Here is a 26,537-nt window from a genome sequence, read left to right as displayed (position 1 = left end):
CGAAATAAATTCATTTCGTGATAAAGAGTTTTAAGGTGGTTCTAATCATTATTAAATTTCCAATCAGTTATTCCCAGGGATTTTGCCTTTCTTAATACCGTCGGCTGCGTTACACCCAATGCCTTCGCTGCCTTATGTGTGCTGCCATATTTTTTTAAGGCGTTGGTTATAATCTCTTTTTCTAATATTGCAACGGCCTCTTTCAGAGGCATAATTTTTTTTCCTATATTACTAGGAAAGTGTTCCTCACCTAATGTAAGAATAATAATATCCCTAGTTATGTATTCGTTTTCTCCAATTATAACCAGACGCTCGATTGTATTCTTTAATTCCCTAATATTTCCTGGCCATTGATAATTCGTTAATAAGTCCAATTCTTCAGGTGCAATCTTTTTTTGTTTATTGTATTTGGAATTAAACTGATTAAGAAAATGATAAACAAGAAGGTAAATGTCTTCGCTTCTTTCTCTTAATGGCGGCATCACAAAAGGAATTACATTTAGGCGATAATATAGGTCTTCTCTAAAGCTGCCTTCTTTTATTTGATTGAGTATATTTTGATTGGTAGCCGCAATGATTCGTACATCAATCTTAATCGGCCGTGACCCTCCAATCCTTACAACTTCTTTTTCCTGGATGATGCGTAATAGTTTTGCTTGCAGCTTCATCGGCATTTCACCAATCTCATCCAAGAGGATTGTACCGTGATTGGCTTCTTCAAATAATCCTAATTTTGTCTTTTGCTGCGCTCCTGTAAACGCGCCTTTTTCGTAACCAAATAGCTCCGACTCTAACAGTGTTTCCGGAATCGCCGAGCAGTTTACTTTAACAAAGGGCTGTTTATTCCTTGAACTATTTTTTACTATTTCATTCGCGATAACTTCTTTCCCAACACCTGTTTCCCCGGTAATTAAGACCGTGGCATCGGTATTTGAAACTTGCTCAATCAATCTTTTAATCTTAATAATAGGGGTTGATTCTCCAATAAAACTTGTATTACCTTTATTTTCATTTAATAGTTGTAATGCTTTATAATACTTTTCGTTTTCTCGTTCTTTTTCTTCAAGCTTCTCCTTTAACAGGACCAGCTCAGTAAAATCTCTTACGATAGTGTATACTTGAGCTATTTCACCATTTTTATCAAATATTGGCGTTCCGGTTACTAAAACCTTACTATTTGTTGATGGTGTTGTAGACATGATCGATATCTTCTTTTTTTCTTTTAATACTAATAATGATACAGGCTTATTAATGTATTTTTTTTCTACAAACGTTTGCATATGCTGGCCGATCATTTCTTCTTCTGAAATACCTGTTATTTTTGAGTATGCTTTATTAATTCGTAACACTACACCATTATGATCGGTTACTAGTATTCCATCAGAAAGCTCATCACCCAGTTCAAAACCATCAATAACTATATGTTTGTTTTCATTTTGGGTTTCACTAAAAACTCCATCATGCACAGTAGGTGATGCTTTCATAAAAAGATTTCCGCCTCCTTAAAACTACTAAAATTCTTACTTATAAATAAAGCGCTATTATTTTTACTATTGTAATTTACTAATTTGCAGAATACAAATAATTTTTAAATAAAACACAAAAAGGATCACAATTGATGATCCTTTTTGTGTATACTTCTAGTTTAACTGAATTTCTGTTTCTCCCATTTCATTATTCTTGGATGATTGTAGAGTGCTTTTCCCTTCCCGGATGGTAAGTACCGCAAGGGCAGCGATTACTCCAGGGATGGAGACCGCAAGAAAGCTGACATAAAGATCCATACCCATTGACACGATAAATCCTGAAATGGTCGGGCCAAAAATGGCACCAAATCGTCCTAGACCAAAGGCAAATCCCATGCCGGTTGACCTCATAGAAGGAGGATAGAAAAGCGACAAATAACCATTTGCAACGTTTTGGCCGCCATAAAATCCAATCCCAGCGAATGCTACAAGGACCACTACCGCAAATAAATTGGTGGTAAATCCGAGGAGTGTGATTGAAATAAAAGCTATTACATATAAACTCACTAAAGTATTTTTATAACCGACACGTTCTACAATTAACCCTGCTATATTGCTGCCAAATAATGCGCCTAAATTTAATGTTAGCAGGAATAATAGTGAAAAATTAAGTCCAAATCCAGCCTTAATCATTAATTGTGGAAGCCAGGTTCCTACGCCAAATATCATATACATATTCATAAAAAAGACGACCCAAATTAAAATAGTATTACGTGCCCTTTTTTCTTTAAATAACGCGGAAACAGAAGATTTTTCAATATCATTCAATTCAAAAGTTACATCTTTTGGTAAATAAGCATTTGGTTGTAATTTGCTAAAAATGGTTCTTAAAGCTCCAAAATGATCGTTTTTGTATAAATTAACAGCTGATTCCGGAAGAAATTTCAGTAATAGTGGCACTAACAAGAGTGGAAAGCCTCCAATAATGTATAATACTTTCCAGCCAAAACCTTTTAAAAGCCATAGCGTTAGCCCTGATGCTAAGATGCCTCCCACCTGCATTCCTGAGAAAATCACTGCAACCATCACTGCCTTATTCTTGTTTGGAGCATATTCCGTGGTTAAGGAGACTATGTTCGGCATTACACCACCAAGACCTATACCAGCAATAAAGCGAAAAATACCAAAGGTAATCATGGTATTCGAAAAACCTGTCAGTATGCTTCCAAGACTAAACAAAATCGTACAGATGATAATTACCTTTTTACGGCCAATTTTATCTGCCATATAGCCGAAAAGTAGTGCACCGATTGCTGCACCGATTAAAGCACAACTGCCAATAAAACCTGCTTGTGACGGGTTCATTTGGAATTGTTCCAATAAAACAGGCAAAGTTGCACCATATATCACCATATCAAATCCATCAAATGTCATAATCAAAAAAAACAACGTGAACATTAGAAGATGAAATTTATTCAATTTACTTTTTCCGATAAACTCATTTATATTGATTTTTGACATTCAAGTTCCCCCTAGGGATTAATATTTTTTTTTATAACCAATGTTTTTATTTGAGAGTTATACTTAAAGGTGATGATTATGTTGGTACAGGTTTATTCCTAATTTTTCAATTGCATTTCGATAGAATAATTTCTCTCTTTCTTCTTCTGTCAGAGGAACATCTGATAGGAAATGCATCATTTCCGGCAGAGATTCATAGGGGTAATCGCTTCCAAATAAGATTCGATCAATTCCCAATACTTCCTTTGTACAAATAAAAGCCTCTTTGCTCATATTCCCGCTAGTTGTAACATAAATATTATTCTTAAAATAATAGCTTACATCTTCCTTACATTTAATAAAAGGGTTTGGCAGGAATTTTACTCGGTTGTCCATTCGATCCAATAGAAACGGGAGTCCCTCACCTAAATGACCGAGAACTACTTTTAAGTTCGGCAGCCTATCAAATAACCCGGATACAATCATTCGAGTAATCGTGATGATTGTGTCCAAAGTAAATCCTAATGCTGGCCCCGCCACAGTAAATCCATATCCCTCTACACGCATATCGTTTGGAAGTTGTGGATGCAAATAGACATATACACCAAGTTCCTGAGCCTTTTGGAAGATCGGGAAATAAAATTCTTCATCTGGTGCACCGTCCCCATAGTTGGAATGGGTGTGCCATGATACAAATCCATATTCCTTTACACATCTTTCCAATTCCTTACAAGCCTCAACTGGATTTTTGACCGGCAGAATGGCACTTCCTAAATATTGGGTTGGATACTTTTTCATAATTGCAGCCATTGCATCATTGGTCTTCCGGCATACCTCAATACTATTCTCTTCATCCAATTGCTCCGGCCCCGGTGAACTGCTTAATATAACAATATCTACCCCTTGCTCTTTCATAAGCTGATTTCGCTTTTCGGCCACCTCCAACAACTGTGGGAGGATAACATCTTGAGGCATTGTAATCGCATCTGTCCATGTTATGACATTAGTTTCTTTTCTGTAAAATGGCGGCTGTTGTCTATTAGAGAAAGCCTCTAGTAAACTTTGATCGTAAAAATGATTTTCAAAATCAATTCTTTTCATGTGAAATTCCCCTTTTGAATTTTTATTAAAGCAGTGAAGAAATCGCTTACAAAATTGTATTTGCAAAAACCGTGCCAACCATTAATCTTTTGAAATCTTTATTGGTAGATTACTATCTTCACGGAACTTATAACCTGAGTAGGTCCTCTTTTATAATCAAACTGATAAAAAAATGTATCACTTATTGAAGAATCCAAGAAAATCCTTGAGGTATATGTTTTTTGTTATGATAGATTTTTGTATCATCATAAAAAAAATGTATCGATAAAAGAGAGTAACTTAGTCAAATTATATCTATTTCCTTACAAGATTATTTGAGAGTCATTACTCCCCCTTTTTCACCTACTAATATTCTCGTCAATAAAACTGTAGCCAATAAACATACAAAGTTGTCATTAAGAAGTTCATTGAATTAAATAAAAAAAAGCCCAAATTTCTCCACTATTAAAGAAATTGGACTATTTTAATATTATTATTTTTTCATTTTGAAATATTTAAACAACATGGACAGAGATATTTTATAAAATTTCTAAGAAACTCGAATTTTTCCAATCCGTCTACTTCGATTACGTTCTCTACTATTCAGTTCTCTTTGTGGTTTAATAGGGTAACCTGGAAATGATATGAGGCCAGCCTTATATAGGGCATATCCGATCAAGGCAGTAAAAGCGGTACTTCTGAGTAGATACCAAATGAATTTTCTGCCAACTTTACCAAACATATTTTCACCTCTTTAACCTCTCTTTGATGATAAATATGATGAAACCAGCTTTTTTATGTACTCATATTCCACCTTTGCAATCCTTCCTGCCTGAAATTCCAAATAACATTAAAAGAACCATAAAACAAGAATATTATCCATCCAATTAACAAAAAATAACAATACCAATCCTAAAATATTTCCTATGGGAGAAGTTATGTCGACCAATCCAAAATCAGAAAAGACAAACATCGATAGAACTATTGAGAGAAACATCGATCAAAATATTCAAAAGATAAAAGAACGATTCACACACAACTATGATTTACGTACAAGAACGCTTCTTTTTAATCATAAACGAATATGTATCGTCTATCTCGACTCCATCGCTGACAAGGGTATCATCAATGAAGGAATCATCAAGCCAATCTGTGAACTAAAAGAAGGAGATATGTTAATCGACCTTCCCATCTCCAATATTGAACTCACAGATGACTTCGAAAAAGCTGAGGCAGGGCTAACCAACGGGAACACTGTCCTGTTCGTCGAAAACATGCGCGAAGCCTATATTATCGAGACTGATAATTTTCAAAACAGAACTTTAACAGAGCCAATGGCGGAAAAAGTTGTCTATGGCTCCCATGACGGATTTGTAGAAAGCATTTCAACCAATCTCAATACTATAAGAAAACGGATTCGTTCTTCCGACTTGAAGACGGAAATTCTTCCGATAGGTGAAAATATCAGCACCAATATTGTAGTCATTTATATGGAGAATCTTGCAAGTGCAGAACTCGTCAGCACCGTAAAAAAACGGATCACGTCCGTTAAAATCGGAAGCGGATTGACCTCTGGAAAGTTGGAAGAATTCATCGAGGACAGCTCCCTTTCCATCTTCCCGCAAATCTTGAAGACGGAACGCCCCGACCGAATAGCCTCTAATCTTATGGAAGGTAGGGTCGCTGTCATGGTGGAAGGAGATGCAACCGCCTTGATTATGCCCGTCACTTTTTTTTCTTATTACCAGTCACCTGATGATTTCGATGTAAGGGCAATCATCTCATCTTTTTTGCGCATCATCAGGTTAGTTGGTTTTTTCATGAGTGTCACTCTCCCTGCACTTTACATTGCCATCGTATCGTTCAATTATGAAATCATCCCGATTGACTTGGTGACAGCAGTGAAAGGCAGCGTCGACTATGTCCCCTTCCCGCCCATTGTCGAAGCCTTCATAATGCAGCTCATTTTGGAACTCTTGAGGGAAGCGGCGATTCGACTTCCGAGCTCCATCTCACAAACCATCGGTGTGGTAGGAGGACTCGTCATCGGAACCGCGATTGTACAGGCGAATATTGTTTCCAACATCATGGTCATTGTCATCGCATTGACGGCAATTTCTTCGTTCGTCAATCCTATTCACGAAATGAGCTTTTCTATGAGGATTTTAGGATTTCCGATGATGATTGCAGCTGCATTTCTAGGAATTGTCGGAATTGCCTTCAGTTGGACATTTGTACTGATGCATTTAATTAAATTGAGGTCGTTCGGTGTTCCTTATTTTGCACCAGCAGCCCCGATTCGCTTTAACGATTGGAAGGACACCTTTATCCGCATTCCCATCTGGAAGATGAAAACAGTTGCAACATCAACCAACTCTAGCGGACAAAGACTGTCCAGCGGAAAGAAAGAGTGGAAGGAAAATGAGTAAGGAACATACAACCATAACGCCATTACAGCTTTTTTTCTACATTGTAAAAGCAGAACTCGCTGTTGGCGTCATCAGTCTGCCAGCGACGGTCTATGGTTTTGCCAAACATGATGGATGGATATCGGTTATCCTTACTGGCCTAGTTTGTATCCTTTTCATACTCATTTATTCGTTATTGTTCAAACGGTTCGAAAACATGAATATCCTCGATATATTCAATGAGCTTTTCGGTAAATGGGCAATGAAATTGTTTGCGGCTGCCTATGCTTTCTATTTTTTGTTCGCTTCCTTCATTATCAGCTTCGGTTACATGGCGACATTACGCAGATGGATATTATTAGCAACACCCCAATGGCTCGTGTTTTTAATTCTAGTGATGTATGGCTTATATTTCGGAAAGGAAAGTTTGAGGAACATAGCAAGCCTTTGCCAATTCGCCTTTTGGTTTACTTTGCTTTTATTCCTATTCTCCATAAGTGGCTTTAAGCATGCGGATTGGAATTACCTGCTTCCCATACAAGAAGTCAAAATCATGGACATCATGAAAGGGGTTAATGGTTCACTTGTATCTTTTTTGGGTTTTGAAAGCTTGTTGATCATCTTTCCATTCGTAAAAGGGGAAAACAAAAAAAAGATAATGGCGGCGATTTACTCCACTTTATTTGTCACGTTTACCTTTTTGTATATCACTATTTTATGTACAGTCTATTTTAGCGGAAATGAAATCCAATCGATCGTGGAACCTACCTTGTTCCTTCTGAAAAGCCTGACGTTATTTGAAATCTTAGAAAGGCTTGACCTGATTTTCCTATCCGTTTGGGTCATCATGGCGATTGCAGCTGCAGTTATCTATTTACATTTAGCCAATTCGGCAACACGTTATTTATTTAAAGATAAGAATAATAAGAAATATAAAAAAAACAGCAACCGAATGATGTTCATCATTCTTTTCTTAGTAGGAGGATTCCTCCCGCAAGCAAAAGGAATTGTTGATTCATTATCAAAGATATTCAGTATTACTGCCTTATTGTTTACCATCGTCATCCCTTTGTTCTTATTGGTGTATTCATTCTTATTCAAAAAGAAAGTGCAGAACGCGAGGGAAATTCATGAGTAAAAAAACGATTCTGTTGTGCTTAACCTTACTATTTTTCTTAACAGGTTGTTGGGACCAGAATCCCCTGAAGAAAAATTTCGTCGTTGTAGTTGGGTCTTTCGATAAAATCAGCAAGGACAAAATATTAACAACTGTTGCGGTCAGAGGTACTAAACAAATATCAGGAGGTCAAAACGAAACCGTAAACAGCACCGTGAGCGAGTCAGGTCACACCATAAGAGATACCCGAATTAAAATCGATAAAAAAACTGTCGGGAATTATTCACCCAATAAAATACGAGTGATTTTACTGGGTGAAAAACTGGCGAGGGATTCTATCACTCCCTATTTAGATGCCTATCTAAGGGATCCGAAATTGACACTGGCCGCAAGCGTCGTAGTCACAAAAGGAAAAGCGGCAGATGTCATAAAAATAAATAAATATCAGAATAAATTAATTGGGGAAGCGTTAACCAAATTACTAGAACACGCCGAAATCAATTCTGTCATTGCACATGAAAACCAGCAGACCATCAAAAATAAAATCAGTGCTGAAGGTAAAGATTTCGTCCTCCCATATCTTGAATTAAAGAATAAAGATATTGTTTTGACGGGTGTTGCTCTCTTTAACGGCGACCGTTACACAGGCAGAACATTAAAAGAAGAATATCCCGGTCTGTTATTGTTGATGCAAAATAAACAACACAGAAATACGAGACTGATGGTACGTTACAAAAAAGAAAAAGATCTCAGAAATTATATCTCCTTTACAATAAGAGATTCGAAAAGAGACATTGCTATCTCAACGAAAGGCTTTAAGCCCCGTGTCACATTGAGTTTTAACCTGACTGCAGAAATAAACGAATATAACGGAAAAAGTCTGAAAGGTCAGAAAGAATTGGATGAGGTGAGTAAAATCATTTCCCAAAGAATTGAACAGGATATGGCCGCCATCATCCAAACCTTACAGGAAGCAAATTGTGATGCACTAGGACTCGGAAGATTGCTGATCGCCCATCATCCTAAAACTTGGAAAAAATTGAATTGGAGTAAGGATTATCCCGAAATCAAAATAACATCACATACTAAGGTAAAAATCATTAACAGAGGACTTATTTACTGAAAAAAGACCATGGGGACGGTTCTCCCGGTCTTTTTCCCAATCATGGGCATCATACCATTGCTTCAGACCTTCTCTCCAATTTCCTATTAAAAAAATATAAGCCTGGTAGGTTAAATACTTACCAGGCTTATTAGGTCTATACTTCTATCATTTACAGTTACTACTATCGACATTGGAATAGTAGTTCTTTGATTACTTATTAATATTTAAAACACTTTAATTAAATACTAATAAAAATTCTAAGCAGGTGATATTTTGACTTATTTTTTTAGAACTCTCGCTATAAGTATTATCCCATTTTTTCTGTATGCATGTTCACCTAACCAAACGAAACAACAACCAGATCCAACTAAGTATCAACAATTATCTACACAAAGTAATGAGCAGGCAGAAGAAAAAACTTCCGAAAACCCTTCAACAGAAGAACCCTCTAATGTCGAAGAGTATGGCGATATTGAACAAAATAACAATGTACAGGAAGTTCCTCAGAATGAAGAGAAACAGAAATATCAAGGGATGAATGGACAACAAGACAGCATTATAGCCTCTCCTGAGGGTTCGACCAAGCTTCCTTTTCATAATTTCAAAGAACGATGGAATTCTGTTACAGATGAACAAATGTCTAATTTATACATTAAAAAGCTGGAAGAAGTTGAAGCAAATGGAGAAACAATCTATCGCACACGGATAAATGACCAAATTTCATTGTCCATAACTACATTAAAAAACTATGTCCAAAGCCTTGAAATGCGTAGTGAAGGAAAGTCCCAAGATAATATATATAACATGCTAACAGGTTGGAGCCAGATGATCACTATCATCCTTCCAAGTATGGAAATACACGATGTAGACTCTTTATTCAACCGAATTGGTGTTGGACCAAACGCAGATTTAACTAATATGAAAAGTACTTCCTTTTCTTACCTTGATTTACAGTATGATCTATCTATTACGGATAAAGATTTTACATTTAAAATTTCCTATGTTAATCAATAGAACTTTATTTAGAAAGGAGTATTAGGGCGCCATGAAGGTAATGAAACTAATTCTTGCATCAATGCTCTCAATTACTTTCTTATTCCGGAACACCTATCATTTAGAAGCTCAGAGCGCAGCATTCAATAATGAATTTTATAATATGTCTTATCTATTCTTCGGTGGGTTAAATACTTACATTTCTCAAGTAGATCGTACAAAGGGAACCTTGCAAGCTGTTTCTCCAAACTATTTTGACATAACTACGAATGGTGAATTAGATATAACTTGGAAGCTTCAGACTTCGTTTATATCAGAAATGCATAAACGCGGAATTAAGGTAACACCTTTTTTAGCCAATCATTGGGATCGGACCGCTGGAATTAACGGGTTAAATAATAGAGAAAAGTTAGCACAAGATATTGCTGCTGCTATTAAAAAATACAATTTAGATGGTATTAATGTCGATATTGAAGGAGTCGGCCATACATATAGAAATGAACATACAGATTTCATAAGGCTGTTACGTCAATATATCCCAAAAGACAAAGTAGTTTCTGTGGCAGTCGCAGCTAATCCTAATGGTTGGAATACTGGTTGGCATGGATTTTATGATTATAAAATGTTATCTCAGTATGCGGATTATTTAATGATTATGGCTTATGATGAGAGTTGGGAATCTCCTGATAGCCCCATTGGTCCCGTATCAAGTCAATCTTTTTTTGAAAGGTCTATTATATATGCCATTAATCAAGGAGTTTCTAGGGACCGAATAGTGGTTGGCCTTCCATTCTTCGGTAGAATATGGAAATTAGATGGTCCGAATTTAGACAATCGATTCATCACAGGGATGGGTATATCTAGTACAAGGATCCTTCCAATAGTTAATCAATTTAATGGAAAGATAAAGTTTGATGAAAAAACTCAATCTCCTAATGCTACTTTTACGATCCCAAAAGGTAAGGAATATTTTATAGGGAGCACAAGACTTACCGAAGGCAGCTATAGTATATGGTATGAAAATGAACAATCTATAAGAGCTAAACTGAAACTCCCTGCACAATACCAAATAAAAGGGACTGGATCATGGGCGCTCTCTCATGAAACAGAAGAAACTTGGAATTATTATACAACAGCCTTAAATGGAAATACCCTAACCACAAACGTTCCAGCCAAGTTCGAATCTGGTCCTATCGGGATAATTGTTACGAATAATGTAAATTTTAGGGAGACCGCATCTATAAATGGAAGAGTGTTAAAAACCTTATCTAAAGGTTCGTCTCTTAAGATAACCGGACCTGCAGTTACTGTAGAAAATTATGTTTGGTACCCTGTTCAGCTCAATAATGGATTAACAGGTTATGTAGCAGGAAACAACCTGAAAAATTTCAATCTTAATGAGGTTTATGGACAAAATCGATATGACACAGGAGTTCAGGTCTCAAATACTGGATGGAATAAGGGTTCAAATGCAGTTGTATTAGGTAGAGGGGATTTGCCAATTGACGCTCTGACTGGGAGTGTACTAGCAAAAAAATTCCAAGGACCATTGTTACTTACAATGAGTTCTACCTTACCAGATAAGGTTGTTTCAGAATTAAATCGCCTTCAACCAAAAACTGTATACATTATTGGCGGCGAAACTGCCGTTTCCAATGAAGTACAGTTACGGATAAAGAAGTTAGGATATAGTGTAAAGCGAATTGCCGGAAAAAACAGATATGATACCTCTGTAAAGGTTGCTGACGAAATTGGTAAAAGTAGTGAACTAATTCTTGCAACAGGGAAAGAATCCCCAGATGCACTATCAATTGCACCCTTTGCAGGAATTAAGCAATTTCCAATTCTATTTACGGAGCAAAACGCCCTCCCTTCCGAAGTTAGGGATATAATTCAAAATAGAAATGTACAAAAGGTTACTATTATTGGCGGGGTGAGTGCCATCTCAGCAAAAGTAGAAGCAGAATTAAGCAACTTGGGAGTAAAAAATGTTGAAAGAATAGCGGGAGCCAATCGCTATGAAACAAGCGTTGCCATTGCACGCAGGTTTCAGAGTGTGCTAAATCTAAGGTCCCTTTACTTCGCAAGTGGAGTTAGTTTCATTGATGCCTTGCCTGGTTCTGCTCTAGCCGCATTAAATGGCTCACCTATTTTATTAACAAATAATACCTCTACTTTACCTGATTCCCTGAAGTACTTTTTAGAAAAAGAATTACCTTCCACTCCAGATGTAACTATTCTAGGAGGATATGAAGTGATTCCTAATGATACAAGGGCTACTATATTTCAGACACTAAAATAGGTGTATTTGGGGAAAGACCATGGGGACGGTTCTCTCGGTCTTTTTCCCTTAGAACGAAAGTGCAGCACTCTTCTGCGACTACTTCTCAACATACGTCGCTTCACTACAATGTCCTATTAAAAAATATAAGCCTGGTAGGATAAATACCTACCAGGCTTATATGGTCATGCTTCTTTTAAAGTTTGGATTGCTCACTTACTTTGCTCTACCGGATTTTTCAATTAATTCTATATTTTATACCCACTGAATAGAGCCAAACTCACCATGTGGATGGTTCTGTAATTTATATCTCCTATATTCATATTCCAATTTCGATAGTGGCAGCTCATAAAGCTTTTGATCTTCTTTGAGATATACGTTCAAAAAGATTAATTTATTAATAAGTTTTTGCCGCTTTTTGTCATCATTTTTTCTCATCAGAGCCACTCCTTCATTATTTCAGTTACCTAGTTGGAAAATTATCAATAGGAATCAGTTTGGAAATAATATATTTATGAATTACTTGTATTATAAACCTATAATTCCTACCTGTAAAGTATGAATTAGATTTTTCGTCTGCCGAAAATCGGAAAGTCGAGAAATAGAATATACTTTAAAATAAGATTTACAAGAATTGGAATAAGGATTGTTTACCATATTAAGCAGTTTTATAATTAGAAATATACTAGTCTACTTCACAATGGGATGGATAAAGCTATGAAAAGAAAATTTGTAATAAGCGATATACACGGTCAATACAATTCATTTATAACTTTACTTGATTCTGCCAATTTTAATCCTAAGGAAGACCAACTGGTATTAATCGGGGATTTAATTGACAGGGGGCCGAACTCCGTTGAAGTAATCAAGTTTGTCAAAAAATTGCAGGAACAGAATCCTGAAAATATCTTTGTTGTCTTAGGAAATCACGAGATTATGATGAGGCAATATATTTTTGGCGGGAAAAGTCATATTTGGCTGCAATACGGAGGACTGAAAGTTATTGAAGAAATGAAAACTCACTTTAATGGAATATCGGAACGCAATGAGCATCTCGTCTGGCTGGCAAATCTCCCCCTCACCCATCGTGACGAAGAATTCGTTTATGTTCACGCGGGTATTGACTTGTCACGGGATATCACCAAACAGCATGAGGATTGTACGTTCATGGAATTAGCTGATATGTATACGGTTAATAAGGAAGAATTAATAATAGCTATTGGGAACTCCATGGTGGTTCACGGCCATACCCCTTATTCATCTGTCTATCGTGCTGGGAACTTTATATCTTGTGACACAGGAGCTTCAGTCCTGCCTAACGGTAAACTTTCTCTTATCAATCTCACAAATCAAACGTACTTCATTAACGATACCAAATCTACTGAGGTTCAGAAGTTACCAATACAAGAAATAAAAATGAAGGATAGACTTTATAAAGGAGATTAGATAGTAATGTTCTTTTTTATAAATCAAAAAAAACAAGGTCCTCCCTAAGCCTTACTATTGTCCTATCAAAATGGCTCCGATAAAATTTCATATAGTTACTAACCAGAAAAAATGGACCACCAGTATTTGGTTGGTCCACTAAATGTAAATTTATTTTCTTTTCCACTAAGGCACTTACTTACTGTGGCATGTACGAATACATGATCAATTTCTTTATGTTACTTTCCAATGTTTTTGCAAGCCTCCTGTAACACTTCCTCTTTGTTGAGAAATTCAATAATAATTGAATTAAACTCTTCAGGCTTTTCTTGATAGCACAAATGACCGCTTTTGGGAATAATGACAAGCTGGGAGTTTAGCAACTCTTCATCAATCGCTCTCGATTCCTTTACAGGAGTAACAGAATCCAACTCACCACAAATAATAAGAGCAGGAACACCTATCTGGGATAACAGTTTCATCTGATTTTGATGATAAAGTGAATATGCTACCGAACGATATCCTGCCGGTCTAATCTGTATCATGATCTCTTTTACCCGCTGAAACACTTCTTTTGTAGCATAGGGAGATAGCAATGCTTTAATCCTTTTTTCCGCTATCTCCTCAGGATGCAGATTTTTAATAGAAAATAATCGATTATTTAATTTCAGCTCGTTCTCTTCTGGATCCAGAGCGGCGGCTCCTCTTGTTGGGTCAGCTAGTATTAGCTTTTTGACTTTATTTGCGTATAGAATACAAAACTCTAGTGCAACTGCTGCTCCCATTGAATGACCGAGTAGATAGATCTTTTCCAACTTCAGCTGCTCCAGCATTCCGTTCAGAATATGTGCAAACTCATTAAAATATCTAAATTCTTCAGCTGGGTCTGAACTTTTCCCATAACCCGGAGCATCCCAGGCAATAACTGTGAAATGCTTTTTTAAGACCTGTATTTGTTCCTTCCATGACTGTGAGTTATTACTCATACCATGCAGCAATACTAATGGTTCTCCATTTCCTTCCATTTGATAATAGATACTCAAGTCTCCTACTTGTACGTAAGGCATACTGCCATCCCTCCGACTTCACATAAAAATAATAATATTCCACCGATTGTATTTCTTTATAGGCAGGGTCTATCTGTTCAGACAATGCCATATGAATCTACCCTGCTTTTGCAAATGCACAAATGACAGACCTTTAGAATTTTTTCTAAAGGTCTGTATTTTTCATTTCTATAATTAGCCAAGACCTCGCACTGATAATCCACCATCGCTGGAAATAACTTCTCCAGTGATCGCACGTGATTGGTCGGATGCTAATAGTACATACGCCGCCACATGATCCTCTGGCATCTGGGCGAGTTGAAGTACATTTCTTTTTTTAATTCTGCTTGCCTTCGTATCATTATCAACGATTTTCACAAATGGAGTTAAGGGCTCGATTACCGAGAGTGCAGTCAGTGTGCCCCCTGGTGCTACCGCATTTACACGGATAGAAGGTGCTAGTTCGAATGCTAACTGGCGCATCAATCCAATTTGAGCATGCTTGCTTGCTGTGTACCAAACGCCGCCGCCATCAGGATAGAAACTCGCACCAGAAACAGTAAAAATTATATTACCGTTTGTTTTTTTCAGTTCTTCAAGAGCTGCTTTTGCGCCGAAAAAAGAACCTTTTACATTTATATTGAGAAGGTAATCATACGCTTTTGAAAGAGCATCAGGAGTCACTTCGGCAAATTTTGCAAAACCATCGAATACACCAGCATTAGCAATAAAAACATCCAGCTTCCCAAATTTTCTAACAGTAGATTGGACAGCTTGCTCATTGTCTTCGTATTTGCTTACATCACCTTGAAAGGTTAGAATATCTTCACCAAATTCATCTTTCATTTTCACTAACTGTTCTATAGAGCGGCCGATAATGCTCACTTTTGCTCCTTCTTGTATAAAACGGCGTGTCACAGCTTCTCCTATCCCTGAAGCACCACCTGTAATCAACACTACTTTATCTTTTAAGGCCATTACCATTGTCTCCACCTCTTTAATTATCTTTCATACATCATTAAACGAAGATTGCAAGATTTCTAGTATTTATGGTTGTTTGATCTACAATGAATACCCGTTTGGAAAGTTTCCATTTACCATCTTCAAATAAAAGTTCATCATTTCGTTCACCTGAAATTAAATCATGATGAATATCTGTGCTTCTGCTGCGGTAGATCAGTAAATAGCTCTTTACAACTGCCTTTTCACCCTCAACAAACTCTTTCACACGGACATTACTGACAAAGCGGCGTGTTCTTGAAGGAGGAATTTCCGCCCATGCATAATCCGTTTTCAAACGCTCCACGCGAAGCTTTAACAGCTCAATATCATCATTAAACGTAAACATTTCAGTTGAATAATCTGGACGTTCTACTCCTTCTTTATTAACACGCACAGGCATTTGATAACGCAAGCTCGAGTGCATTAAATGAAACCACTCATCAAATTGTATGTCATCAAGTAATTGTGCTTCATCAAACAACCACTGTTCAAACTCACATTTTGCCAGCATATTTTCAAAATTCATTTTACTTCCCCCTACTGCTCATCACTTCGTCATTAATTCCAGCCAATATTTGTAGAAATTACGCTGTGCCGCTTCTGTGAATTTATCATTGTATGCAACACCTGGTCCGATAAACTCAACCGGTTCGCGATGAAGACCCATTGTATAGTTATAATTTAGCTTTTTTTGAAAAGGCATTGGACCTTGGGCGGCTTCCGTAATATCGGTAAATACCTCGGTATCATCTTGTTCAAAAATACCAGATGGGCTAAACGTCAAGATAAAGGAATCTCTCGAACGATCCTTCCATTCTTTGTGAGCATTTTTTTCAACGAGCATCCAGGCAATCACTTCCATCTTATTAACACCAAGTGGACGCCACATTCTAATTGAAGTGTTAGAGATTAACTTGCCTTTTATTTTGGTATGGGAAATTAAGAATGATAGATTCGGAAATACATTACCAATCATATTTTTCAAGTTTGATAACACTTCAAATTGTTCTTCAGATAGATTATTTTTATATTCATCTATTAATTCTTCCGGGAAGGCAAAGTCAGGGTTAGGTGTTCCAAGGTTTAGCCCATGTCCATTTTCAGTGTGAATTTGAAAACCACGCTTTGAATACGTTGCGTTTGGCACCATCCCTAGTTTTGCAATTGAACCATGTGTGACCATCGTATGGTAGGAATCGCCAACAAAGTTATCAGAACCGATTTTCCAGTTAGAGTTCACAATAAATCGTTGCGGTGCCCCAATCACTTCCATTTCTGCACGTCCTACAACGATATCTAAATACCATTTGAAATCGCCGAGAAACTCTTCAAGCGGCTCTGCATCTTGATTCCATGTTCCAAATATAAGACCTTTATAAGATTGAAGCTTCACTTGATGCAGACCCATTTCTGAACGGTCAAGGTTCTCGCCATAAATATCTTTTTGAAGCGGAACACCAACAAGCTCACCTGTATTTTTAAAGTTATATCCGTGATATGGACACGTAAAAAAAGACTTATTCCCTTTGTCAGCACGACATAGTTTCATTCCACGATGGGTACACATATTATAAAAAGCACGAATTTCTCCTTCTTTATCACGCGTAATTATGAGTGAATATCCGGAAAGTTCCCGTGTCATGAAATCCCCTGTGTTCGGAATTTCAGATTCATGCCCGACAAAAATCCATGTTTTCAAAAATACTTTTTCATGCTCTAAATCGTAAACAGTTTGATTTCCTAGAAGATAAGCAGGGATTACCCCTTCCTCCGGTTTGACACTTTCGTTCAAATAATTAACTACTTGGTCTTTCGACATTTCTTTTAATGATTGATCAGTTTTAAGCATATTTCTACCCCTCCCTCTACGGGCTTCACTTAATTCATCATCCAACAAGAATACTCTTGTCTTTGTTTTGCAGCGTAGCCAGTACACTTAATGCTGCTAAATAACTTGTTTTAGGATTGCCTGGCATCGGGTCATTTTCTACTTCAAGCTTAAGTTTTCCGAACGAACCTGATGCTTCAATAAGATGACTATTCTTCAACACATCTGGATCGGCAATAATTTTCACTTTCGTCTGTTCAGAACCAAGACCAGCTAAAGATAACACTATCGCAACATTAATATTTCTCGGAAACTGCTTAATTGCTTCTGCAGCAGAACCTTCAAATAAAATCGTTTCTCTTTCTAATGATGCGCCTGCTGGCAATGCGCTTGGCGGTTTTCTCGTTGTGATGGACACAGATTCAAGTCCATTAACGGCTTTTGCAGATTTAAGTACATCGAGTCCTCCAATCGCACCAGACGGAAGGTAAACATTTACATTATTCTTTCTGCAAAATTCGCCTATGCTTTCTTCAAAGGCAGTATCAGCCATTACTCCTATGCTGCTTAATAATAAATCTTTACCACCCATAAGCACTTTCAATGCGTACGCTTTTGCGGCTTCAATGGTCGCTGCTTCAATGACTAGATCAACATTAGATTGAAGAAGTGCGTCAACATCTCGATATGACTTTGTTCCAAATTCCTCAGCTAGTTGAGCTCCAATTTCTTCGCTGCGTGCAAAAATCGAAACGATTTTACCACCTGGAAGCAGTCCGTCCTTATTTATTGCCTGAAGTAGAAATTTACCGATATTACCGCACCCAATTAGCCCTATTTTCATACCCTTTCACCCTTCCCTAATCAGCAAACCCGTATGAATCTGTAAAGTATTCCAGTCCACAATGTCTCGTTTCGCGGGAAACACCACTTTCTTTTAAACCTGGAAAGTCTAGAGCGATATCACTAAAAACAGTATGATTATTATGGAAAACAGCTCCTGCCTCAAGGCGGTCGGCCAGCTCAATAGCTAAGTCTTCGTTCTCAGTCCAAACAGACGCCCGTAAACCGAATTCACTATCATTCGCTAACTTTACCGCTTCATCAACATCAGAGAAAGGCAAAATAGGGATGACTGGTCCAAATTGCTCGACGCGAACTATTTCACATTGCTGATCGATTCCTGTAACAATCGAAGGCAGCATAAAATAACCTTGATCCCACGATTCCGGATTATGTTGAATACCGGCAGTAATTACTTCTGCACCAGTCTTAACTGTACGTTCAATTAACTCATTCACATATTCAAACTGTGCTTTATTATTTAATGGACCCATTGTTACCTCAGGCTGAATGCCATCTCCAACAACAACCCGTTCAAACGCATAAGTTAATTTTTTTACAACTTCTTCATAACGAGATTCATGGACATACACTCGTTTAATAGCTGAGCATACTTGCCCTCCTGCACGTAAAATACCCATTTTCAGTCGCTTGATCGCTGCTTCATCCATATTTGCATCGTCCAAGATAATTGCCGGATCATTTCCTCCGAGTTCCATATATAGCTTTTGGAGATTTCCTGCAGACTTTTTCATAATAGCTTTTCCTGTTTCAGAACTGCCGACAAAAGCGACGGTACGCACGCGGGGATCAGAGCAAAGCTTGTCACCGATTACTTTTCCAGAACCCGTCACAATATTTATGACACCTGGTGGAAAATGTTCTGCGACTACCTTTAAACAAGTCATAATTGTTAACGGACAATTTGTAGCAGGTTTTACAACAACGGAATTACCTGCTAATACAGCTGGGATTACTCGTTTAAATGTTAAAATCATAGGTGAATTCCATGGAGTGATCACTGCTGTGACGCCTCTTGCTCTTCTTCTAACTTGAACCTTTTGATTTCCTGGAAGCACTTCTGCTTTCCACCAGTTAAGCAGCTCATTTGGGCAGCCTTTCATAACCTCAACACAGCGAAGTAAATCTTTTTTAGCTTCTACAAGTGTTTTTCCATTTTCCCGTACAAATAACGTGACATTTTCCTCGATAATACTAGCCAATTCTTCTGCTGCTGTGTTCATGCGGGCTGCTCGATCTCTTATATCAGTACGAGACCAGGTTTCATAAGCTTTTTCTGCCATTTCTATCACTTCATTGACATTGTCCTCAGAACATATCGCCACCTGGCCAACTACTTCTGACGTGTTGGCAGGATTAATCACATCGATAGTTTCATTTATTTCTTTCCATTCACCATTAACGAGGTATCTTCCTGAAACCACTGGATAGGTCGAAATCATTTTCAATCCTCCTTTATATTTTTTTGGGTTTAAAGGCTTCCGATGCTCCTGGAGGTCCGCCAAATGGTTTGGCCATTGGCCCAACAGCTTCCATATCGACAACGATCATCGACGGTTTACGTCTTTCTTTTGCCTTTTTTAGTTCGCTAACAAATTCTTCTCCAGAACCAATCCGTACAGCAGCAAAGTGCATGGACTCAGCAAGCTTAACAAAATCAGGACTCAATAAATCTACAGCTACTCGGCGTCCATATGCAGCGTCTTGGATATTGCGAAGAACTCCGTAGCCTGAGTCATCAAACAATACAATGATAATTGGTAAGTTTTCTTCAGCTGCCGTAACCATTTCTCCGACATTGACCATAAACCCGCCATCTCCAGCCATCAGCACAACTGTTTTATCTTGACAGCCCATTTGGGCACCAATTGCTGTCGGAAGACCTTGACCAATTCCACCCCCTGATGCATGAATGGAAGTTCTCGGTTCATAAATTTCAAATAAACGGCTTCCCCAAACATTTGCCTGAACAGTTACATCACGAACTAAAATCGTATCGCGCGGTAATATTTCTCTCATTCCATCTACAAATTGCTCATAGGGTCCGAGCGTTTCACGAAGTTGTGCGCGCACTTCATCTCTTAGGGAACGTACTTCTTCTATATATAAAGGTGCTGCAGAAACTGATTTTTCTTCGAGCTTTTGCACGAGGGCCGCTAACAAATCTTTTGCATCGCCAACTAAACCAACTGTCGCTTTATAATTTCGGTTGATTGCCTGCCAATCCGCATCAATTGCAATATGCTCTTCTGGCACAGGTACTTTCCAATTGGACGTTTCATTCCCTCTAAAACGAACACCTACGCTGATTAATAAATCCGCATTACGCAAAAACTCTTTTGTGGACTCATATGCAGCATAGTGTCCAATACATTGTTGGTGGTCTTCTGGAATCGAACCTTTTCCTGATTGACTTGTAATAACTGCAGCACCTAGAATTTCTGCTAATTGTTGAAGCTCATGTGAAGCATTAGCAGTGATAACACCACCCCCTGCCCAAATTACTGGACGGCGCGCTTCAACCATTTTTGTAACTGCTTGTTCGGGAACAAATACCGATGATGGTTGTTTACACTCTGCAACTTGTACACCGCTAAGAGATAGATCCTCTATAATCGCAGATTGAAAGTCAATCGGAATTTCCAGTGATACCGGTCCAGCCGGTGCAGTTAACGCCTCTTGAATCGCCTTTCTTACTACTGCAGCTGTTTGTTCCGGCCTTCTAAGCCGTACAGCATTTTTACATGCACCGCTCATCATCGAGAGTTGATCTTTGCATTCGTGTATGTATCCTCTACCTGTTCCAAGATATGGAGATGCAACTTCTCCCGTAAGGTGAAGAAGTGGGACACCGGCAGCCCAAGCCTCTACTAAAGAACCGGCTGCATTACCTGCTCCTGTTCCTGTACTTGTAATCACAACACCTAATTTTCCAGTCGCACGCGCATAACCATCTGCCATATTGACTGCTCCGCTCTCTCCACGTGAACAGATAAGCTTAATGCTTCCCTCTCTTAGAATGGCATCATAGATAGGCATATTATGAATACTTACAATACCGAAAGCGACATCTACACCTGCACGAACTAGCTCTTTTACAATGGCATCAGCTGTTGTAAACTCTATCTCTTCTAGTTTTTTCATTTTGATATCCTACCTTTGTTTAGTCATATTATTAAAGCGCTTTTCCTAACGCTCCTGCTGTTTCAATCGTCGAGCCAGCTACATAACTCGCTTTGTCTGAAGCGAGAAACAAAATAACACTAGCAACCTCTTCCGCTTCACCCACACGGCCAAGTGGAATATTTCGTTTTTTCGAAAGATCTCTATAATATTCTTCCGGATCCATATCAGGAGCATTTTTCAATCTTCTGCGCTCCCATTGATCAGTCCGAATTAGTCCGAGGCTGACTGAATTCACTAATATATTGTCTAAAGCCAGTTCTTGAGACAGAGTTTTGCTTAAATTTAATAGACCAGCACGTGTAGCAGCAGTCGCTACCATGTGACGTTCAGGCTCTTTAGCAAGTGTTGCATTAATATTTATTATCCGTCCGCCGCCTCTTTTAACAAGGTGTGGATGGGCAGAACGAACTGCATAGATAATAGCAAAATATTTTAATTGAATTTGTTCTTGCCACTGTTCATCTGTAATATCAAAAAAATATCCCATCACGCTTTGTCCAGCAGCATTTACTAATATATCAATTCCGCCAAATTTCTCTGATGTGCTGTTAATAAATGATTCCACATCTGATTTAGAGGTTACATCACAAGTTGATGCAAAAATATCTTCCTTGTTCCCAAACGAATGCAATTGATGTTGAGCATTTTCCATGCGCTGTTCGTTTCTTCCACAGATTGCTACTTTTGCGCCTTCACCTAAAAACATTTCGGCTGCTTTTAATCCGACACCTGATGTGCCTCCCATAATAACAGCAACTTTTCCTTTCAAACCTAAGTCCATTTCGTCACCCCTTTATTTAGCTTCTTGTTTCGTCACTTTAACGAACGTCTACTGCTGCATCAACCCAGCCTGGATCGGGATCCCCTCCCATTGCTTTTCGGGCTTCAGGTCTCGGCGGTCCTGCAATACCCCATTGATCCATTAAATGCGGTACACGTTTCCATACACGCGCTCTCCACTCAGACTCATCTTCAATCGTTTCAAGATAGCATGTATACTCTATTACGAAACCTCCTGGGTCCTGGAAATAACAGAAAATATTGTTTCCTGGTCCATGACGTCCTGGCCCCCATAATTCACGATAGCCAGCATTTCGAACATTGCTTATGCCACGCATTAGTTCATCAACTGAATCAACTTCGTAAGCAATGTGATTGACTGAAGCATGTGTATCTTGATTGAATGCAATCGAGTGGTGTTTTCGATTGCACCGCAAGAATGACATTTGGTGTTCACTCCAATCCGTTACTTTAAAACCAAGTACATCTGTATAAAACTTTACTATCATGTCTAAGTCTTTTGTGTTCATAACAACATGATTCAATTTCACAGGATCTACGTTTTTGTTGTTCCAAATGGATGTTTGGACTTCCACCCAAGCCGAAAGCTCTATTACTCGATTTTCTGGATCCACAAACCGAAGTCCATATCCAGCTCCCGCCTCATCCAAATACCCTGGTTGTTGGATTATACGTACACCTTTTGACTCTAATATTTCTGCTGCACGATCCACAGCGTTTTTATCGACCATCCCAAATGAAATGTGGTGCAAACCACGCTTTTCTCCTTTGTGAAGGCTTACAATGTGGTGTTCTGGTCCTGCACCGCGAAAGTAAACTATATTTTTTTCATCTGGAACATCCACTCTATCTAAACCCCAAACCTTTTCATAAAACTCTGCTTGTTCATCAAAATTCGAGGTAATTAAACTAATATGTCGTAAATGAGTAATTCCAAGCACTTTGTATACCTCCCATTAAACAGATATCCCGCTCACTTGATAGCGCTTTCAATTTTTGTTCATCTAGAAAAGGCAACTGCATTATTTTTCATAATGCAGCTGTAACTTTTCTATTTTATTTATCAGCCTTTTATGATTGCTTCTCGTTCTATAGCACGTTGTTTACGCAGTTCTTCAAGTGCACTGCCTTCTGGATAGGTTGGCAAATTAGGCTTCACTGCTCCAAGCATAACGAGCATACGCGCCTCTTCTTTCCCATCATTTCGGATCCCGCGATATACTCCAGGTGGGCTGCTGATGCAGTCTCTGGCATTCAGTTTAATTTCATGAACTTCACTGTTGCTGTCCTCCTGAATTAACGCTGTAACTTCTCCTTCAAGAATAAAAAATACTTCTTCTACATCATCGTGGAGATGTAACGGCCCGATACATCCTGGAGGAAGCACCATTGTACTTAATGTAAAATGTTCCGCTGCAATTACATTTGAATCATTATTCGCAGTAGCGCCTCGTCCAATATATCGCATTTGTGCACGTCTATACGCTGGGTCAATTTCCTCTTGGAACTTCAGAACATTCCAATCAAGGGTACGGTCTTCCAATCTAGCCACATATTTTTTTTCAAATTCTTTAACCGAAAATGTTTCTTTTGTCATTTATAAATCCTCCCTTTATACATTTCGTGTATTTGTTTCATATATAAAACAATGTTTTATCTATAAACCAATTCTAGAATGGAATCATTTTATTGTCAAGATTAGTTTTTAGAAAATTTAAAAGGTTTTTATTTTAAATCACCATTTTTGAACGATCCAAGGCCTTAGTCATTTACAAAAGCAGAAGTAACTTATCGATTAGGAGCTTTATGTCGTAACACTTACCCACAGTAAAAAAATTTATTTTTTTACAACAAAAAAATGTGGATACCCTAGGATGGGTATCCACACTTTTGATAAAAGAATATTCTTTTTTAGTTAAAATCAATTGTTTTTTCAGACATTTTTTTGATTAAGTGCTTTCGGAATTCCTCCGCTGTATCCCATATAATTCGATAGTAATTGGGAAACCTCCAGTACTTTTGGCAAGGCAATTTTATCCATAAAATCTTCTTTGTAAGCCGATTCTGTAGCTACTACATTCAAAGCGGCCAAAATTTCTCCACTTCTATCAAAAATCGGCGCTGCAACAGATCGAATACCAGGAAGGAATTCTCCACTAGTAATTGAATATCCTGTTTGCCGAATTGTTTCTAATTGCTGTTGAAACTCACTCGGTGTTATAAGTGTCTTATCCGTATAAGGTGTTAGGTTTGAGACATGGAACATTTGCATTAGAGTTTCTTTTGACTGATAAGCAAGCAATAATTTTCCATTGGCTGTTGCGTGAGCTGGCAGCCTCATGCCAATGTTCACATTGATAGCGGATATCCCCCGAACAGGAGCACTTCCTACGTAAACCACTTCCTGTCCATCCAAAATTGACAAATGAATTGAAGCACCGATTTCATCACGCAGCTTTTCCATATAAGGCTGGGCAATTTCTGGGAATTTCAAGCTGTTTAAATAACTAAAACCTAATTCAAGCACTTTTGGAGTTAATTTATAATGTTTTGTGTTTTCATCCTGAGACAGGTAACCCAAATTTTGAAGTGTAAATAATAAACGATATGGTACCGTTCTGCTTACGCCAAGCTTTTTCGCGATTTCTGAAAGTGACAAGCTCGATTGTTCTTCATTAAAAAGCTTTATGATTTCTAATCCTCTTACTAAAGAATTGGCACTATACTTTTCTTTTTCTTCGCTTACCATCCGAGTATTCCTCCCGTAGTTTACTCCTTTAGAGCTCCTTAAAATAGAGGAGAAACTGATCATTATCTATTTTTTTATTTCATATGTAAAACATCGTTAATAAATAAATTATATATTTGTATGAAATTAAATTCAATAAGTCAAAATATTAAATTGACAAACAATTATACTTATTTTATCGTTAAAATATAAAAAAATGTTTTATCAACAAAACATATTTTCCAATTGTAAGCGCATTAATTATTGTTTGCATCTAAACGAGGAGAAGATATTATGCTGCAAGGACAAAAAAGATGGCTATACATTACTGTACCAATTTTTTTCTTCTGGTTCTTTGGCCAAATTGATAAGGTTGGTATTTCCATTATTCAAACTGATCCAGATTTCTTGAATGCTCTAGGGATAACAGGAGTAGACAAAAATACAAAAATTGGTCTTCTCTCGTTTGTTTTTACGATTGCTTATGGGGTATCCAATCTATTTTGGGGCTTCATTATTGACAAATTTGGTGCGCGAAATACAGCTATTGCTGGTTTATCCATTTGGACGCTTACCATGATTTCGTCAGGTCTCACTACTTCATATGAGATATTTTTACTGAGTCGAATTATTCTCGGTTTTGGCGAAGGGATGATGATTCCGGTATCCGGTAAATTTATTTCCTCCTGGTTTAATAAACGTGAACTAGGACGTGCGCAGGCATCTTGGCTTACTGGAAACTATTTAGGTCCTGCGATTGGGGCAGTTGTATTGACTCTCATTATTTCATCACTCCACTGGCAGTCAGCATTCTTTATTCTAGCGGCATTTAACTTATTTATTAATATCCCAATGTTTATCTTTCTGACAAGAAATAAACCAGAAGAGCACCCACGGGTTAGTAAAGAAGAACTGGCTTTTATCCGTCATAGGGATGATGAAGAAAAAGTGGGAATCACGTCTACGAATAAGAGTTTTGTTCAGGATTACCGTTTCTGGATTGTCTGGTTCGGTATGCTTGTGTGTTCTTTCCTATTCTTCGGAATTAGTATTTGGCTCCCGACATATCTTATGGAAGCAAAAGGCTTCGAACATAAAGGAATGTCAAGCATCACATCCCTATCCTGGTTAATTGCACTTGGATTTGTCCTATCATGCGGATTTCTTGCTGATAAGACAAGACGCCCAGGTTTAATGGCAACGATTTTATTTTCCATGACAACATTTTTTTTGACAATGGCGGTTTTTATCCCAAATTCCATTATGGCAGGTATTTGTATGGGTCTCGCAATGGGTTGCCAGGGCGGAGTGTTCCATCTGAGTAATATGCTTATGGTAAAATACTCAACACCAGAAACAGCCGGCCGGGCAGCAGGTTTAATGGGATTCACTAATATTATGGGCGGCTTTTCAAGCTATATTATGGGCTGGCTTCGTGACATTTCTAACGGGGACTTCAGTACATCCATTGCTATGCTAATTTTGGCATCTATTTTAGGTTTGGCCGCTTATGTATTTACGATTAAAAAAGAGGCATCTGAACTTTATTCAACGCCTCTCCCTACGCAAAAAAGTCATGCCTAAATGTACGATATCAATAATAATAAAAAACTGTAAGATAACAACTTGATAAATCCCCCTTCATTTGACCGTCTAGGTTAGTTCCTTTAAGGTCATATGAAAGGGGATTTTTAGTTATAACATAAT

At 37.9% G+C, this 26,537-nt stretch carries 23 protein-coding genes; 7 read left to right on the top strand and 16 right to left on the bottom strand.

The window, feature by feature from the left end:
* Nucleotides 1-41: 41 nt before the first annotated feature.
* From SFC47_RS03435 to SFC47_RS03420, 4 genes are all read right to left on the bottom strand, one after another.
* Entirely contained in the window at nucleotides 42-1,484 is a 1,443-nt protein-coding gene (locus tag SFC47_RS03435; RefSeq protein ID WP_411252843.1) for a sigma-54 interaction domain-containing protein, read from the bottom strand.
* A gap of 156 nt (nucleotides 1,485-1,640) precedes the next feature.
* Complete coding sequence (locus tag SFC47_RS03430) at nucleotides 1,641-2,987, bottom strand: MFS transporter (RefSeq protein WP_411252842.1); 1,347 nt, start codon at nucleotides 2,985-2,987, stop codon at nucleotides 1,641-1,643.
* A gap of 63 nt (nucleotides 2,988-3,050) precedes the next feature.
* Nucleotides 3,051-4,067, bottom strand: coding sequence for an amidohydrolase family protein (locus SFC47_RS03425; protein WP_411252841.1), 1,017 nt, complete (start codon nucleotides 4,065-4,067; stop codon nucleotides 3,051-3,053).
* Between the two features lie 529 nt (nucleotides 4,068-4,596).
* Nucleotides 4,597-4,788, bottom strand: coding sequence for a hypothetical protein (locus SFC47_RS03420; RefSeq protein WP_411252840.1), 192 nt, complete (start codon nucleotides 4,786-4,788; stop codon nucleotides 4,597-4,599).
* Nucleotides 4,789-4,984: 196 nt separating this feature from the next.
* On the opposite strand from SFC47_RS03420, the gene SFC47_RS03415 reads away from it, so the two are divergent.
* The 5 genes from SFC47_RS03415 to SFC47_RS03395 all read left to right on the top strand — a co-directional run bounded on the left by SFC47_RS03415 (nucleotide 4,985) and on the right by SFC47_RS03395 (nucleotide 11,971).
* On the top strand, nucleotides 4,985-6,475 hold the full coding sequence (locus SFC47_RS03415; RefSeq protein WP_411252839.1) for a spore germination protein: 1,491 nt from the start codon (nucleotides 4,985-4,987) through the stop codon (nucleotides 6,473-6,475).
* Nucleotides 6,468-7,592, top strand: coding sequence for a GerAB/ArcD/ProY family transporter (locus SFC47_RS03410; protein WP_411252838.1), 1,125 nt, complete (start codon nucleotides 6,468-6,470; stop codon nucleotides 7,590-7,592). The genes SFC47_RS03415 and SFC47_RS03410 overlap by 8 nt, the downstream gene beginning before the upstream one ends.
* On the top strand, nucleotides 7,585-8,694 hold the full coding sequence (locus SFC47_RS03405) for a Ger(x)C family spore germination protein (RefSeq protein ID WP_411252837.1): 1,110 nt from the start codon (nucleotides 7,585-7,587) through the stop codon (nucleotides 8,692-8,694). The genes SFC47_RS03410 and SFC47_RS03405 overlap by 8 nt, the downstream gene beginning before the upstream one ends.
* A gap of 255 nt (nucleotides 8,695-8,949) precedes the next feature.
* Complete coding sequence (locus SFC47_RS03400) at nucleotides 8,950-9,690, top strand: hypothetical protein (RefSeq protein WP_411252836.1); 741 nt, start codon at nucleotides 8,950-8,952, stop codon at nucleotides 9,688-9,690.
* Nucleotides 9,691-9,721: 31 nt separating this feature from the next.
* Nucleotides 9,722-11,971: a cell wall-binding repeat-containing protein gene (locus tag SFC47_RS03395; protein ID WP_411252835.1), complete on the top strand. Its 2,250-nt coding sequence runs from the start codon at nucleotides 9,722-9,724 to the stop codon at nucleotides 11,969-11,971.
* Between the two features lie 234 nt (nucleotides 11,972-12,205).
* Here the strand turns inward: SFC47_RS03395 and SFC47_RS03390 are convergent, their stop codons facing one another.
* Nucleotides 12,206-12,388, bottom strand: coding sequence for a Fur-regulated basic protein FbpA (locus tag SFC47_RS03390; protein WP_411252834.1), 183 nt, complete (start codon nucleotides 12,386-12,388; stop codon nucleotides 12,206-12,208).
* A 279-nt stretch (nucleotides 12,389-12,667) separates the two neighbouring features.
* Between SFC47_RS03390 and SFC47_RS03385 the strand changes: the two genes are divergently transcribed.
* Entirely contained in the window at nucleotides 12,668-13,396 is a 729-nt protein-coding gene (locus SFC47_RS03385) for a metallophosphoesterase (RefSeq protein ID WP_411252833.1), read from the top strand.
* Between the two features lie 218 nt (nucleotides 13,397-13,614).
* On the opposite strand, the gene SFC47_RS03380 is transcribed toward SFC47_RS03385, so the two are convergent.
* The 11 genes from SFC47_RS03380 to SFC47_RS03330 form a co-directional block, all read right to left on the bottom strand.
* Complete coding sequence (locus SFC47_RS03380) at nucleotides 13,615-14,442, bottom strand: alpha/beta fold hydrolase (protein ID WP_411252832.1); 828 nt, start codon at nucleotides 14,440-14,442, stop codon at nucleotides 13,615-13,617.
* A 174-nt stretch (nucleotides 14,443-14,616) separates the two neighbouring features.
* Nucleotides 14,617-15,405, bottom strand: coding sequence for an SDR family NAD(P)-dependent oxidoreductase (locus SFC47_RS03375; RefSeq protein ID WP_411252831.1), 789 nt, complete (start codon nucleotides 15,403-15,405; stop codon nucleotides 14,617-14,619).
* Nucleotides 15,406-15,439: 34 nt separating this feature from the next.
* Nucleotides 15,440-15,949, bottom strand: coding sequence for an aromatic-ring-hydroxylating dioxygenase subunit beta (locus SFC47_RS03370; protein WP_411252830.1), 510 nt, complete (start codon nucleotides 15,947-15,949; stop codon nucleotides 15,440-15,442).
* 21 nt (nucleotides 15,950-15,970) lie between these two features.
* On the bottom strand, nucleotides 15,971-17,272 hold the full coding sequence (locus SFC47_RS03365) for an aromatic ring-hydroxylating oxygenase subunit alpha (protein WP_411252829.1): 1,302 nt from the start codon (nucleotides 17,270-17,272) through the stop codon (nucleotides 15,971-15,973).
* Between the two features lie 37 nt (nucleotides 17,273-17,309).
* Nucleotides 17,310-18,095 (bottom strand): aspartate dehydrogenase, encoded by a 786-nt coding sequence (gene nadX / locus SFC47_RS03360; RefSeq protein ID WP_411252828.1) that lies wholly within the window; start codon nucleotides 18,093-18,095, stop codon nucleotides 17,310-17,312.
* 16 nt (nucleotides 18,096-18,111) lie between these two features.
* Nucleotides 18,112-19,557: an aldehyde dehydrogenase family protein gene (locus SFC47_RS03355; RefSeq protein WP_411252827.1), complete on the bottom strand. Its 1,446-nt coding sequence runs from the start codon at nucleotides 19,555-19,557 to the stop codon at nucleotides 18,112-18,114.
* Nucleotides 19,558-19,570: 13 nt separating this feature from the next.
* A complete protein-coding gene (locus tag SFC47_RS03350) occupies nucleotides 19,571-21,259 on the bottom strand; it encodes a thiamine pyrophosphate-binding protein (RefSeq protein WP_411252826.1) in 1,689 nt (562 codons plus the stop codon).
* 31 nt (nucleotides 21,260-21,290) lie between these two features.
* Nucleotides 21,291-22,082: an SDR family oxidoreductase gene (locus SFC47_RS03345; RefSeq protein ID WP_411252825.1), complete on the bottom strand. Its 792-nt coding sequence runs from the start codon at nucleotides 22,080-22,082 to the stop codon at nucleotides 21,291-21,293.
* 37 nt (nucleotides 22,083-22,119) lie between these two features.
* On the bottom strand, nucleotides 22,120-23,043 hold the full coding sequence (locus SFC47_RS03340; protein ID WP_411252824.1) for a VOC family protein: 924 nt from the start codon (nucleotides 23,041-23,043) through the stop codon (nucleotides 22,120-22,122).
* A gap of 122 nt (nucleotides 23,044-23,165) precedes the next feature.
* Nucleotides 23,166-23,699: a cupin domain-containing protein gene (locus SFC47_RS03335; RefSeq protein ID WP_411252823.1), complete on the bottom strand. Its 534-nt coding sequence runs from the start codon at nucleotides 23,697-23,699 to the stop codon at nucleotides 23,166-23,168.
* Nucleotides 23,700-24,035: 336 nt separating this feature from the next.
* Nucleotides 24,036-24,851: an IclR family transcriptional regulator gene (locus SFC47_RS03330; protein WP_411252822.1), complete on the bottom strand. Its 816-nt coding sequence runs from the start codon at nucleotides 24,849-24,851 to the stop codon at nucleotides 24,036-24,038.
* A 273-nt stretch (nucleotides 24,852-25,124) separates the two neighbouring features.
* On the opposite strand from SFC47_RS03330, the gene SFC47_RS03325 reads away from it, so the two are divergent.
* Complete coding sequence (locus SFC47_RS03325) at nucleotides 25,125-26,414, top strand: MFS transporter (RefSeq protein ID WP_411252821.1); 1,290 nt, start codon at nucleotides 25,125-25,127, stop codon at nucleotides 26,412-26,414.
* The last annotated feature ends 123 nt before the right edge of the window (nucleotides 26,415-26,537 follow it).

This window comes from Neobacillus niacini, assembly GCF_046591715.1.
Lineage (GTDB): Bacteria > Bacillota > Bacilli > Bacillales > Cytobacillaceae > Neobacillus > Neobacillus niacini_L.
This window is presented reverse-complemented; position numbering and strand designations above follow the sequence as displayed.

Excerpts from the sequence above, each read along its gene's own strand:
- SFC47_RS03435 (WP_411252843.1), bottom strand. The coding sequence starts at position 1,484 with ATGAAAGCATCACCTACTGTGCATGATGGAGTTTTTAGTGAAACCCAA.
- SFC47_RS03410 (WP_411252838.1), top strand. The coding sequence starts at position 6,468 with ATGAGTAAGGAACATACAACCATAACGCCATTACAGCTTTTTTTCTAC.
- SFC47_RS03425 (WP_411252841.1), bottom strand. The coding sequence starts at position 4,067 with ATGAAAAGAATTGATTTTGAAAATCATTTTTACGATCAAAGTTTACTA.
- SFC47_RS03420 (WP_411252840.1), bottom strand. The coding sequence starts at position 4,788 with ATGTTTGGTAAAGTTGGCAGAAAATTCATTTGGTATCTACTCAGAAGT.
- SFC47_RS03390 (WP_411252834.1), bottom strand. The coding sequence starts at position 12,388 with ATGAGAAAAAATGATGACAAAAAGCGGCAAAAACTTATTAATAAATTA.
- SFC47_RS03405 (WP_411252837.1), top strand. The coding sequence starts at position 7,585 with ATGAGTAAAAAAACGATTCTGTTGTGCTTAACCTTACTATTTTTCTTA.
- SFC47_RS03335 (WP_411252823.1), bottom strand. The coding sequence starts at position 23,699 with ATGACAAAAGAAACATTTTCGGTTAAAGAATTTGAAAAAAAATATGTG.
- SFC47_RS03415 (WP_411252839.1), top strand. The coding sequence starts at position 4,985 with ATGTCGACCAATCCAAAATCAGAAAAGACAAACATCGATAGAACTATT.
- SFC47_RS03430 (WP_411252842.1), bottom strand. The coding sequence starts at position 2,987 with ATGTCAAAAATCAATATAAATGAGTTTATCGGAAAAAGTAAATTGAAT.
- SFC47_RS03370 (WP_411252830.1), bottom strand. The coding sequence starts at position 15,949 with ATGAATTTTGAAAATATGCTGGCAAAATGTGAGTTTGAACAGTGGTTG.
- SFC47_RS03385 (WP_411252833.1), top strand. The coding sequence starts at position 12,668 with ATGAAAAGAAAATTTGTAATAAGCGATATACACGGTCAATACAATTCA.
- nadX (WP_411252828.1), bottom strand. The coding sequence starts at position 18,095 with ATGAAAATAGGGCTAATTGGGTGCGGTAATATCGGTAAATTTCTACTT.
- SFC47_RS03330 (WP_411252822.1), bottom strand. The coding sequence starts at position 24,851 with ATGGTAAGCGAAGAAAAAGAAAAGTATAGTGCCAATTCTTTAGTAAGA.
- SFC47_RS03350 (WP_411252826.1), bottom strand. The coding sequence starts at position 21,259 with ATGAAAAAACTAGAAGAGATAGAGTTTACAACAGCTGATGCCATTGTA.
- SFC47_RS03325 (WP_411252821.1), top strand. The coding sequence starts at position 25,125 with ATGCTGCAAGGACAAAAAAGATGGCTATACATTACTGTACCAATTTTT.
- SFC47_RS03355 (WP_411252827.1), bottom strand. The coding sequence starts at position 19,557 with ATGATTTCGACCTATCCAGTGGTTTCAGGAAGATACCTCGTTAATGGT.
- SFC47_RS03395 (WP_411252835.1), top strand. The coding sequence starts at position 9,722 with ATGAAGGTAATGAAACTAATTCTTGCATCAATGCTCTCAATTACTTTC.
- SFC47_RS03345 (WP_411252825.1), bottom strand. The coding sequence starts at position 22,082 with ATGGACTTAGGTTTGAAAGGAAAAGTTGCTGTTATTATGGGAGGCACA.
- SFC47_RS03380 (WP_411252832.1), bottom strand. The coding sequence starts at position 14,442 with ATGCCTTACGTACAAGTAGGAGACTTGAGTATCTATTATCAAATGGAA.
- SFC47_RS03365 (WP_411252829.1), bottom strand. The coding sequence starts at position 17,272 with ATGCTTAAAACTGATCAATCATTAAAAGAAATGTCGAAAGACCAAGTA.
- SFC47_RS03375 (WP_411252831.1), bottom strand. The coding sequence starts at position 15,405 with ATGGTAATGGCCTTAAAAGATAAAGTAGTGTTGATTACAGGTGGTGCT.